The 12,903-nt window shown below is 48.8% G+C and carries 9 protein-coding genes and 1 other annotated feature; all 9 genes read left to right on the top strand.

Annotated elements, in window-relative coordinates:
• The first annotated feature begins 23 nt into the window (after positions 1 to 23).
• The 9 genes from hemB (at position 24) to MKY85_RS23605 (ending at position 12,826) form a co-directional block, all read left to right on the top strand.
• Positions 24 to 1,025: a porphobilinogen synthase gene (gene hemB / locus MKY85_RS23645; RefSeq protein WP_017692601.1), complete on the top strand. Its 1,002-nt coding sequence runs from the start codon at positions 24 to 26 to the stop codon at positions 1,023 to 1,025.
• A 26-nt stretch (positions 1,026 to 1,051) separates the two neighbouring features.
• Positions 1,052 to 2,356 (top strand): glutamate-1-semialdehyde 2,1-aminomutase, encoded by a 1,305-nt coding sequence (gene hemL, locus MKY85_RS23640; protein ID WP_342570901.1) that lies wholly within the window; start codon positions 1,052 to 1,054, stop codon positions 2,354 to 2,356.
• Positions 2,353 to 3,258 (top strand): RluA family pseudouridine synthase, encoded by a 906-nt coding sequence (locus MKY85_RS23635; protein WP_342570900.1) that lies wholly within the window; start codon positions 2,353 to 2,355, stop codon positions 3,256 to 3,258. Before hemL ends, MKY85_RS23635 begins: the two co-directional genes overlap by 4 nt.
• Before the next feature lie 304 nt (positions 3,259 to 3,562).
• Positions 3,563 to 5,095: a LysM peptidoglycan-binding domain-containing protein gene (locus tag MKY85_RS23630; RefSeq protein WP_342570899.1), complete on the top strand. Its 1,533-nt coding sequence runs from the start codon at positions 3,563 to 3,565 to the stop codon at positions 5,093 to 5,095.
• A gap of 155 nt (positions 5,096 to 5,250) precedes the next feature.
• Positions 5,251 to 5,532: a binding site (T-box leader), on the top strand.
• Between the two features lie 67 nt (positions 5,533 to 5,599).
• Positions 5,600 to 8,266, top strand: a complete 2,667-nt coding sequence (locus MKY85_RS23625; protein WP_339237088.1) for a valine--tRNA ligase — start codon at positions 5,600 to 5,602, stop codon at positions 8,264 to 8,266.
• Positions 8,267 to 8,344: 78 nt separating this feature from the next.
• Entirely contained in the window at positions 8,345 to 9,721 is a 1,377-nt protein-coding gene (locus tag MKY85_RS23620) for a folylpolyglutamate synthase/dihydrofolate synthase family protein (RefSeq protein ID WP_342570898.1), read from the top strand.
• 56 nt (positions 9,722 to 9,777) lie between these two features.
• The gene (gene murC, locus MKY85_RS23615) at positions 9,778 to 11,097 is read left to right on the top strand and encodes a UDP-N-acetylmuramate--L-alanine ligase (protein WP_342573469.1); all 1,320 of its coding nucleotides are present in this window, start codon (positions 9,778 to 9,780) and stop codon (positions 11,095 to 11,097) included.
• Positions 11,098 to 11,214: 117 nt separating this feature from the next.
• Positions 11,215 to 12,438 carry an SPOR domain-containing protein gene (locus MKY85_RS23610; protein ID WP_342570897.1) on the top strand — a complete coding sequence of 408 codons (1,224 nt, stop codon included), beginning with the start codon at positions 11,215 to 11,217 and terminating at the stop codon, positions 12,436 to 12,438.
• 145 nt (positions 12,439 to 12,583) lie between these two features.
• Positions 12,584 to 12,826 carry a DUF4321 domain-containing protein gene (locus MKY85_RS23605; RefSeq protein ID WP_047841183.1) on the top strand — a complete coding sequence of 81 codons (243 nt, stop codon included), beginning with the start codon at positions 12,584 to 12,586 and terminating at the stop codon, positions 12,824 to 12,826.
• Positions 12,827 to 12,903 lie beyond the last annotated feature (77 nt).

The raw sequence follows: 12,903 nt of genomic DNA, 5'->3' as shown, positions 1-12,903 counted from the left end.
CACTTTCAGGGAGGTTTACACGTATGAGTTTTCCAATTGTACGGCATCGCCGTTTACGCCAATCCACAGGTATTCGCAATATGGTCAGAGAGACCCATCTAACCGTGGATGATTTTATTCAACCGATCTATGTAACGTATGGAGAAAATGTTAAATCCGAAATCAAATCCATGCCTGGGGTATTCCGTTTCTCGCTGGATCGTCTTCAGGAAGAAGTAACAGAAATTGCCGAGTTGGGAATTCCAGCCGTGTTATTGTTCGGTATTCCTGAGACGAAGGATAGTGTGGGTTCATCTGGCTTCGCTGAAGATGGCATTGTGCAGGAAGCGACGAGATTGATCAAATCGTGGTATCCAGAGCTGCTGGTTGTTGCAGATACTTGTCTGTGTGAATTCACAGATCACGGTCACTGCGGTATGGTACACACCGTGGAGATTGACGGTCACATCTGCGGAGATGTGTTAAATGACGAATCACTTGATCTGCTCGTGCAAACGGCAGTGTCCCAAGCCAAAGCAGGAGCGGACATTATTGCACCATCCAACATGATGGATGGATTTGTACAAGCGATCCGTGCCGGGCTGGATGAGAATGGATTCAGTCACATTCCGATCATGTCCTACTCTGTAAAATATGCTTCTGCATTCTATGGCCCATTCCGCGAGGCAGCAGATTCAACGCCACAATTCGGGGACCGCAAGTCGTATCAGATGGACCCGGCCAACGCACGAGAAGCTCTGCGTGAAGCCGAAACGGATGTGCTGGAAGGAGCGGACATGTTGATGGTAAAACCATCCCTTTCCTATCTGGATGTTATGCGCACCATCAAGGATCAATTTGATCTTCCGCTTGTTGCCTATAATGTAAGTGGCGAGTATGCCATGGTTAAGGCGGCGGCGATTCAAGGCTGGATCGATGAGAAAAAAGTTGCCATGGAAATCCTGCTCAGTATGAAACGCGCGGGTGCAGATATGATCATTACCTACTACGGAAAAGACGCTTCTCGCTGGTTGGCTGAGAAATAAAATAATCGACATTGGGGAGGATACACATGACTGTACAACAAGGTAATCGTCGTAATGATGAGCGCTCACGTAGCGCGTTTGAGGAAGCAAAGCAGTACATACCCGGGGGGGTGAACAGCCCTGTACGCGCATTCAAATCGGTGGGACTTACGCCAATCTATGCGGAGCGCGGCGAAGGGTCCAAAATCTACGATATTGATGGCAATGTTTTTATTGACTATGTAGGATCGTGGGGTCCACTCATCATGGGACATGCACACCCTGACGTTGTAGAAGCTTTGCGTGAGACAGCCCTTAAAGGAACAAGCTTTGGTGCACCTACCTTGCTGGAGACCGAGATGGCGAAACTGGTCTGTGAGCGTGTACCTTCCATCGATATTGTGCGGATGGTTAATTCCGGTACGGAAGCAACCATGAGTGCCATTCGACTGGCACGCGGGGTAACCGGACGCAGTAAAATTCTGAAGTTTGAAGGATCATATCATGGACATGCAGACAGTTTGCTGATCAAGGCTGGCTCAGGTGTTGCAACATTGGGTCTGCCAGATAGTCCAGGTGTGCCTGAAGGCGTAGCTGTGAATACCATTACGGTACCTTATAACGATCTGGAGTCTGTGACACTTGCTTTTGAACGTTATGGTGAAGAACTTGCCGCTGTTATTGTGGAACCTGTGGCAGGTAACATGGGGGTTGTACCTCCGGCTTCCGGCTTCCTGGAAGGCTTGCGCAGTTTGACGACGCAATATGGCAGCCTGCTTATTTTTGACGAAGTCATGACCGGTTTCCGCGTAGGGTTGAACTGTGCCCAGGGACGATATGGGGTTACACCCGACCTGACTTGTCTGGGGAAAGTTATCGGTGGCGGACTCCCGGTTGGTGCTTATGGTGGTCGCCGGGATCTGATGGAACAGATTGCTCCTACGGGACCGATCTATCAAGCAGGTACACTAAGCGGGAATCCGCTGGCTATGGCCGCAGGATATACTACGCTCAAATTGTTAACACCAGAGGTCTATGACCGTCTGGAGACACTGTCTGCACGTCTGCAAGCCGGATTCGAGAAAAATGCATCTGAGGCGGGTGTCGCGATAACCATTAACCGGGTGGGTTCCATGGTTTGTCCATTCTTCAGTGCCGTTCCGGTAACTAATTATGATATTGCCAAAGAAAGCAATCTGGATCAATTCCGTCGTTATTTTGCGGCCATGATTGATCAAGGTGTGAGTGTTGCGCCTTCGCAATACGAAGGCATGTTTGTCTCTGGTGTGCACACGGAGAAAGATATTGACGATACGATCGAGGCGAATCGTAAAGCTCTTCAATCGCTATGACGATCAAAAGTTGGAAACGCCGCGGGGAATGGCTTGAGCTGATGCCAGGCAAAGCCGTAACCGGCAGCTCGGACAAACAGATGGCTGCAGAGCAATGGCTATTGTCTGAACTTCAGTTTCCGGAGAAACTGCTACGTCAGCTTAAAGCAAACCGAGGAATACAACTCGCAGGGGACCGGCTTCGGCTGGCCCTTTTTGCGTCTCAGCCAATCGATGTCGAGCCACGATGGGCTGAGGCGGAGGTCTTGTTTGAGGATGATTTCTGTTTGGTTATGCACAAACCGGCAGGCATGAAACTGCATCCGGATGGAATCCGCTCTGATCAAGCCATCACGCTGGATCATGTGGTTGCCTCCTATTATGAGATGAACGGAATACAGGCAAGTGTACGCCATGTTCATCGACTGGATGAGGATACAACCGGACCTGTCCTGTATGCCAAAAATGCTTTTGCTCTCGCCAAACTGGATGAAGCGATGCGCCGCAAAGAGATTGGTCGCCATTATGTAGCCATTGCAGGGGGACAACTATCCCGCGAACTGCACAAAATTGATGCTCCCATTGGCAAGGACAGACATCACAAACAGCGCAGACGTGTCTCTGAAGGTGGTCAAGAAGCTGTTACGCATGTGGAGATCGTCGAAGTGTGGGAACGGGCAACTCTTGTACGATTGAAGCTGGACACAGGACGCACACACCAAATTCGTGTACATCTGAGTTATGCGGGACATCCGCTCATCGGTGATGAGTTGTATGGAGGAAGAGCGGATGCCATTGATAGGCAGGCGCTTCACGGAGAAGTGTTGAAGTTTAACCACCCGTTAACTGGAGCCATGATTGAAGTAAATGACCCTTGGCCGTCCGATTTTACACAACTGGCAGAGCGCGAAAAGATGTATTAATACTTTTATGTCGCCTAAAAGCTTTCTGAAAGAAAGCTGCTTCGGAAGCATAGTCTATCCCCGGATTTTCCCTTTGAAGAAGGGAATCAAAAAAATCTAGGGATAACAGTGATCGGAAGGTTATTCTGTCATCGAAGTGGCTAGGTGCAACATTCTCTATTTCGCTTTATATAGCAAGGTTTTTCAAAAGGTGGCATGCTCATCTCATTCAAGGCATATAGATGGGGTAACGAAGGATTTGGACCATGGATCAGTCCCATGAGAAGGATCATGGTGAACATATGCCGAAAGGAGGACGCCACCTTTGTTGAATCAACCTTATGGTTTGCGGTTCGATATTTATGAGCGCGTTCATTTGTCTGAGGGAGTTCCTGCGATTGAGGAATTGGAGGAGATTGAATTATACCCGCGCATTCAAGTCATAGGGCAGGATGATCATGCCACCTTAAGAGGGCATCTTTTACTTACAGGTGCGTACAGAGGAGAAAATGAGGCTTCAGAGGAGCTCAAACATTTCATTCCCGTGGAGATTACAGTGCCGCTGAACCGAGTCAGATCGATTGAGGATATTTCCATTGAGATCGAGAATTTTGACGTGGATCTGTTGTCCAATCGTAGTCTGAACATTACTGGCGTGTTGTCGTTGCGAGGCATCGAGGGCTTTCATGCTGAAGAGCCGCAAGTGTGGTCAGCAGATGAGTTTACAGTAGTCCACTCACCGGATGCTCAGCAATCCAACCGTTCCGATGAAGCAGAAGAGACAGATAGCGATCCTAACACATTTGCACAGGAGTATCTGCTCCAGCGGAGTGAGGAAGAGAGACTTGCGAATGCAGCAGAGCTTGCCTATGGTGCCCCGGAATATCATCAGGAATATGCAAACTTATCCTCGTCGGAGCCACTCCAATCGGCGGAGCCAAGTGCGGAGTACGCTAACGAAAACAGACAACCTGATGCAAACGAAGATCCTGCATCTCTGACAGCGAATGGAGATGAACTGGCATCCCAGGAGCCATACAGCGAACCTTCTCCCATCTCGTCATTTATGGCTGAGACCGCTGATCGGTTAGCTTCTTACCCAGAGTCGGAACCATTGCTTCCTCTGGAAGATGAGTCTTCAGCGTGGTCCGAGCCTTCCGTGGATGCATTGCCTACAGAGCCTAGAAATTCAGATCAAGAAGTCCGAGAACCTGCTGCTCAATCATCTAATGAGTTCGCAGCACCAGATGTACCGGACGGACCGGATGTATGGCATTTCGAATCAGCGAGATCTGTACCTCAGCAGGAGAATCAGGCAGTTGATGTTCCGGTTGAACCACAAGCGGAGAACTGGCAAGGTGTATTCGGTACGTCCGAAGCAGTCAATGCAGAGGAAGAACGCCAGTCTTTTGAAGCGACTGAGGTAGATGAGTTTGTGCAGAACGAAGCATTTGTCCCTGAACCTGTTGCTGAGACGGAAGACAAGCCGGAGATGAAGGTTGCTTTTGGCAGTAAAAAGGAATCCGCTCCAAGACAAGAGGAGGGTGTGGGGATCTCTTCCTTGTTATCCTCCGGCAGATCAGCACGCGATGCTGAAGTGGAGAGAGGCGAAGAGGTTCCAGCCGGTGTGATACAGGAAGAAACGTATGCACCTGAGGATGTGGAATGGAAGAATCTGTTCCTGGGAACGATTGTGGATCAGACGCCATTCCGCAAAGTGAAGTTGTGTATCGTCCAGCGGGAAGATACACTGGATGCCATTGCGGATCGATATCAATTGAGCACGAGGGAACTTCAGTTGTATAATCGATTATCTGAACAAGTTGTGGAAGAAGGTCAGATATTGTACATCCCTTAATCCGCAGTTAAAGCCTTCGTTATGACCCGTGATCCCCTTGAGGATTGCGGGTTTTTGCATGATTTGCCCTAAACCTGCATTCCAGCGCACTTTATCCGCTGTTGTCAGGTTGACTATCGCGCACGAGCAAGGTATGATGTGTGTAGGTTTTTTGAAGAACAACGTGGAACGGGAGTAGTAGACAGTATGACCTTTCAGAGAGTGGAATTGCAACGCTGTGAGATTCCGCAGGAACCAACTGATCGAAGTCGCCCGGGAGTTGCCTGTTTGAATTCAAGGGATGAATGAGCGTTATCGTCATTTATTTCTGAGGTAGGATGGGCCGGTAGCAGCCGTTATCTGCTTGAAGTGTCACGTCATGTACAGAGGGGGAAGTCTACCTTGCTTTCGGCGTGAAACAAAGGTGGTACCGCGAAAGCTAACCTTTCGTCCTTTGATGGATGAAAGGTTTTTTTTGTTTTTTTTGGCGAAGATGATGAAGATGAAGTAACGGAGGAATGACACATGTCTGAGGAAAAAAAATCAGCTGCAACAGAAATGCCGACCACTTACGATCCTAAAGCGGCAGAAGACAAATGGTACTCCACCTGGATGGAGCGCGGATATTTCAAAGCCGGTCAACGTAAAGATGCCGAGCCGTATACGATTGTAATTCCACCCCCAAATGTGACCGGGATGCTGCACATCGGGCATGCGCTCGACTTTACACTACAGGATATTCTGATCCGCACCAAACGGATGCAGGGTTATGATGCACTGTGGCTTCCGGGTTCCGACCATGCAGGTATTGCTACCCAAACCAAAGTGGAGCAGAAGCTGCGTGAAGAAGGTCTGACTCGTTATGATCTGGGACGCGAGAAGTTTCTGGAGAAAGTATGGGATTGGAAAGATCAATATGCCACAACCATTCGTCAGCAATGGGGCAAAATGGGTTTGTCCCTTGACTACTCACGTGAACGTTTTACGCTGGATGAAGGTCTGTCCCAAGCGGTTCGCAAAGTATTTGTTCAACTGTATGAAAAAGGCCTTATTTACCGCGGCAAACGCATCATTAACTGGGATCCGGTGAACCGGACTGCTCTGTCTGACATTGAGGTTGAATATAAAGAGGTTCAGGGTCACCTGTACCATCTGCGTTACCCGCTCAAAGACGGAAGTGGCTACGTTACAGTAGCAACAACGCGTCCTGAAACGATGCTGGGTGATACAGCGGTCGCTGTTCATCCGAAGGATGAGCGCTATGCAGATATGATTGGCAAAGTCCTTGTACTGCCTATCATTGGACGCGAAATTCCAATTATCGCTGATGATTATGTGGATAAAGAGTTCGGAAGTGGTGCAGTAAAAATCACGCCTGCACATGATCCGAATGACTTTGAAGTAGGTCTTCGTCATGATCTGCCACAGATTACGGTAATGGATGAGAGTGGCACAATGAATGCAGAAGCTGGTAAGTATCAGGGACTGGATCGCAGTGAATGCCGCAAGCAGATTGTTGCTGATATGAAAGAGCAAGGTATATTGATCAACATCGAGGATCATACGCATCAGGTTGGACACAGTGAACGTACCGGCGCTGTTGTTGAACCGTATCTGTCTACTCAGTGGTTTGTTGAGATGAAGCCACTTGCAGAGAGAGCGATCAAGAAACAACAGAGCGGCGAAGGGGTTAATTTTGTTCCAGACCGTTTCGAGAAAACATATCTGAACTGGATCGAGAACGTTCGTGACTGGTGTATTTCCCGTCAACTGTGGTGGGGACATCGTATTCCGGCCTGGTATGATGAGGAAACGGGTGAAATCATCGTATCTGCTGAAGATCCGACAACGCTACCAGAGAATGCAGGACGCAAGCTCAGACAGGACGAAGATGTACTCGATACTTGGTTTAGCTCCGGCTTATGGCCATTCTCCACACTAGGCTGGCCGGAAGATACGGAAGATCTGCAACGTTATTATCCGACAAGTGTACTTGTGACAGGGTATGACATCATATATTTCTGGGTTGCACGTATGATTTTCACTGCACTGGAATTCACGGATGAGATTCCGTTCAAGGATGTGCTGATGCATGGTCTTGTTCGTGATGCAGATGGACGTAAAATGTCCAAATCACTGGGCAACGGTGTAGATCCGCTGGATGTGATCGAGAAATATGGCGCAGATGCAATGCGTTACATGATCTCAACCAGCAGCACGCCAGGCCAGGATCTCCGTTTCCGTTGGGAACGGGTGGAGCAGGCTCGTAATTTTGCCAACAAGATCTGGAACGCTTCGCGCTTTGCATTGATGAATCTGGAAGGATTCACCTATGAGGATCGTGACATCAGCGGAGAGCTTGGTACAGCGGATTATTGGATTTTGCACCGTCTGAACGAAACTTCCCGCGATATTACGCGTCTAATCGAAGCGTATGAATTTGGGGAAACAGGTCGTGTGCTGTATAACTTTATCTGGGATGACCTGTGTGATTGGTACATTGAGTTCGCTAAACTGTCCTTCTATGGGGAAGATCCGGTTGCCAAGAAGAAAACACAATCCGTACTGGCTTATGTGCTGGATCAGACCATGCGCCTGATTCATCCGTTTATGCCATACATCTCCGAAGAGATCTGGCAGCATCTGCCGCATGAAGGTGAGACGATTACGTTGGCAGCATGGCCGGTATATGATCCTGCTTTTGAGAATCCAGAGGCTGTTGCCGAGATGAACCTGCTCATGGATACCATTCGTGCAGTTCGGAACATCCGTGCAGAAGTGAACGTGCCTATGAGCAAAAAGATTGAATTGATGGTAAAAGCAAACAGCCCTGAGGCGTCCAGCATCATCGAACGTAACAGTCATTACATCAAACGTTTCTGTAACACGTCCGAGTTCGATAGTGGGCTGGATCTGAGCTCCCCGGATAAGGCAATGACTGCAATCATCACAGGGGCAGAACTATACTTGCCGCTTGCTGGTCTTATTGATATCGAACAGGAAGTGGCTCGTCTGGAGAAAGAGTTGCAGAACCTTGAGGGCGAAGTACTCCGTGTGGAGAAAAAGCTGTCGAATGAAGGCTTTGTAGCCAAAGCGCCTGCCAAAGTTATTGAGGAAGAGCGCGCCAAGCAAGCAGATTATTCCGATAAACGGGATAAAGTGATCGCACGAATCAAGGAACTGAAAGGTTAATATATTTGGGTCGGATGGAGAGCCAGTATGCCATCCGGCCGCTTTTTTCACTCAAACTCGGAACCGAAGGTGAATCAGATGACGGAATTAGACGGGACAGATGCAGCAGCTCCTTTACTTACGTATAACGAGGCCGTGGACTGGATCAATGGCCTTATTCCTTTTGGCATCCGACCTGGATTGGAACGAATCGAGGGTCTGATGTCTATGTTAGGCAATCCTCACCAACGTCTCAAATTTATTCACGTCGCGGGAACGAACGGCAAAGGTTCGACTTGCGCTTTTTTGACGTCAGTGCTTCTTCAGGCTGGATATGATGTGGGTACCTTTACATCGCCTTATATCACCAAGTTTACGAACCGTTTTCAATACAACGGCGAGGATATTCCGGAAGAGACACTGTTGAAGATCTCTAACCGTTTGCGACCGCTGGTTATGGAAATGGCATCTACACCGCTTGGTTCCCCAACGATGTTTGAGGTGTCTACGGCTCTCGCGCTTCTGTATTATGCAGAAGAGTGCTACCCTGATGTTGTGGTATGGGAGACGGGGCTGGGGGGAAGGATGGACGTAACGAATATTGTTTCGCCTGTTGTGTCCGTCATCACCAACATTGGTATGGATCATACGGATGTGCTTGGAGATACGATTGAGCAGATCGCTGGAGAAAAGGCAGGCATTATCAAGCCGGGAGTACCCGTTGTAACCTGCGCGACGCAACCCGAAGCTGTGAAAGTGATTCAGGAGAAAGCACAGCAGCTTCAATCAAGCCTGTATTTGGCTGGAAATCATTTCTCTTATCATCGACTGGAGAGTAATGAGAACGGACAATCTTTTCATTTTACAGGCCCTTTTCGTGACCTGGACGTTCGCATCCGCATGCAGGGCTCACACCAATGTGACAATGCAGCGGCCGCACTGATGGTGCTCGAATTGCTTAGACAATACATGGCATTTATGCTGGATGACAACGATATCGCACTTGGACTGGAGAATGCTTTCTGGGCAGGGAGATTCGAAAAAGTCGTCGATGAACCCCGAATTGTGCTCGATGGAGCACATAATCCGGAAGGGGCAGAGTCGCTGGCCAAGAGCATTACGGATGTCTATCCTCACAACAAGTTAATTTTGATGATGGGTATGTTGGCAAATAAGCATCACGAATCATATTTGCAGCATATACTGCCACTAGTGGATACGCTGATCCTGACCGAGCCAGACTTCCGACGCAAAATGGCTGCAGATGAATTGCTGCAGATTGTCGAACGGGTACGTCCCGCCTTTGCGAAGCAGGAACTGGAAATCATCGTCGAGCCCGAATGGGCAAAGGCTCTTGATCTATTGAAGTCACGGACGGAAGCGGAGGATCTGGGGGTGGTCTCCGGCACACTGTACCTGATTGCGGATGTGCGGGCAGCCCTTTTGCATCAAACCGATTCTGAAAAAGGTTGGTGAAAGTTTTGTTAAATACATCGGAACACGTTCATTTTATAGGGATTGGCGGATATGGCATGAGTGCCATCGCTAGAGTTATGTTGGAAATGGGATACACCGTTACCGGATCGGATGTCGCTTCACAGGAGTTGACCGAGAAGTTGGCAGCCAAGGGAGCGAAAATATATATCGGCCATACAGCAGAGCACGTCACTGGAGCAGACCTGGTTGTTTACTCTACGGCAGCGCCTGCTGATAATGTGGAACGGGTAGCAGCTGCAGAGCTCAACATTCCGATTCTGCATCGTTCCCAGATGCTTGCACGTTTGTTAAATGAACGTAAAGGTGTGGCTGTGGCTGGAGCCCACGGTAAAACCACCACCTCATCCATGATTGCACTGGTTATGGATAAATGTGATACGGACCCGACATATATCATTGGCGGAGAGATCATGAATGTGGGCACCAACGCCAAGGCAGGCCAGGGCGACTGGGTAGTTGCCGAGGCGGACGAGAGCGATGGCTCATTTTTGCAGTACCATCCATGGCTCGGTATTGTAACCAATATTGAGGCAGATCATCTGGAGAATTACAACAGTGATTTTGAGGAACTCAAAAAGGCTTATGTGCAGTTCCTGAGCCAGATTCGTCCGGAAGGAACAGCCATTGTGTGCTCAGACGACGAGAATGTTCAAGCGATTTTGCCAGAACTCAAGTCACGAATTACAACTTATGGTATTGATCGTGCTGCGGATTATACGGCAACGGATATTGTATTGGGCGATCGCCGTATCTCCTTTACGATGAATCATCAGGGTGCTCCTATGGGCACGGTGGAATTATCAGTGCCAGGTAAGCATAACGTTTATAATGCGATGGCTACTGTAATTACCTGTCTGGAAGCAGGTATTCCATTTGAGAAGATTGTGGCAGCGATCATCCAGTTCCACGGAGCCAAACGCAGATTCCAGGTATTGGGCGAGGCGCGTGATATACTGATCATCGATGATTATGCGCATCACCCGACGGAGATTGAAGCGACTATTAGTGCAGCCAAAGCGACAGGCAAACGTATTATTGCGGTATTCCAGCCACAGCGTTATACGCGTACGTTCTTCCTGTTGGATGCGTTCAGTCGTGCTTTCGCGGAAGCGGATGAGGTGCTTATTACGGATATCTATTCTCCTGCGGGCGAAAAACAGATCGAAGGGGTAACCTCCGCCAAACTGGTTGAACTAATCGTTCAAAACAGTAATGCTTCTGCACGGTACCTTCCTACGAAAGAAGAAGTTGTAGCTGATCTGCAGCATCGTTTGCAGCCAGGAGACCTGGTGATTACGATGGGTGCAGGTGATATCTGGAAAGTTGGAGATACACTTGCCAAAGGCTTGAAATAGATCATTTGCGAAACCGCCTGTCTTCGATATGAAGCAGGCGTTTTTTTGCGTTAATTGGAATGTCTTCTGCCTTCTCTGCATATAGCTGATATAAATGGGACAAAGGAGAGGGTACGGGTGAGCAATGCTAGAATGACGTTTCGCTTCGGGGATCATGAGTCGGACAAGCCTGAAAACAAGAGGAGTTCCGCATCCAGTCCATTGGTGTCGTTAAGTGAAGAATTACCGCATAATCAACTGCTAACGCCTAAGCAGATGGATACGACCCCATCATGGACGCCAGAGGATATTCCCGGAGACTGGGGAGAGACGGTGCTGACAAGCTCTACTGTACCTGAACCTGACGAGAGGGTGAGCCCTGATTCGAACTCGAATTTTGATGAGCACCATTATCTAGGAAACCGTTCCGGTTACGGTTATGATAATTATTCAGAAGGTCCGGAGGAAGAGCGTCGCTATCGGTCTAATGCCCAAGAGGATCAGGGCCACGACTGGCTTGCAGATTCGGAGAACTATTCCTATAAGCGCAATCGTCCTCCAAGGGGCTGGAAAATGATTGGTTCTGTCACTGGGGCACTTGTTACCGGAGCACTCTTTGGCATGGTGATTCTCTCATTTTTTAATAAAGAAGGAGCCGTCAAGCCAGACGATCTTCTGCCCGCCAATCAGGCAGTTTCCACTGTGACTGGTCAGGAGGGGGCTGCAGGTACAGAACAGCAGACAGCGGCGACTGGCAGCACGTATTATGCACTTCAATACGGCGTGTTCAGTTCTCCTGAACGAGCTGAGCAGGCCAAGCTTGAACTGGCTCAGGCAGGTATAGCCGCAGGGTCTGATCCTGAAGATGGTAATCGAGTATATGCAGGCATTTCGGCTGACCGTGAAGAGGCCAAGCTACTTAGCTCCAGGCTAAAAGCTCAGGGAGTCGAACTGTATGTCAAGGAGATCGTGAACCCTGAGATCAATCCGGCTATATTCGGTGGCAAGCAAGAGGATGTGCAGCTTTTCTTCACAAACAGTTCTGCACTGGTCGAACAATTGTCTACCTTGTCCATTCAGCAGTTGGGACAATCTGCACCGACAGCAGTCTCTGCAGAAACGATGGCCGCGATTCAGAATAAACACCAGTCATGGTTAACCGGTTTGAATAGTCTCTCACCCGGCCTGACTGCGGAGGTACAGCCTATTGTTGGTGGAATGGAGAAATCAATGAACGATGCAATAACGGCTATTGCAGAGTACAACAAAAATCCGGATGATGTGCACATGTGGTCCGTGCAGTCCGATCTGATGGAATATGTACTACAGCAGAAAAAATGGCTCGAAGCGATTAAGCAGTAACATGCTCTTTCCCATAACAACGCTTGGAATTACCCATCCGGCAAGGAACTGGAAATAGTTCCCCTTGCCGGATTTGTGTTTGTATTGACGTACAAAACCCCGTATAATAATGTGGGTGTCAAAAAATGGCGAGGGAAGATTACCGATGAAAAAAAACTTCGGCATGTTATTGCTGTTTCTGCTGCTCGGCTGGATGGCCGGAGCGTGGATCGCCAAGGCACTGCAGCCTGTTAAGGCAGTAGCCTTTCTTACGAAAGCCACGACCATACGTTGGTCGCCGCAGGCTGATCTTGATATTATCAGTTATGATATTTCACTTCAATTTCAAATGAGCCTTCTGAGTCTGATCGGTATGATTGCCGCTGTGTGGCTATATCGCAGACTGTAGGAGAATGACGAGTTATGACGAAAAAAATTAACCAGTGACATCTATTATCGTGATCCGGACAGGATGTTGCCGTGGCA

Origin of the sequence: Paenibacillus sp. FSL R5-0749, from assembly GCF_038595085.1 — a bacterium.
GTDB lineage: Bacteria > Bacillota > Bacilli > Paenibacillales > Paenibacillaceae > Paenibacillus.
Note: the sequence above shows the minus strand (reverse complement) of the source record. Positions and strands in the feature narration are given on the sequence as shown.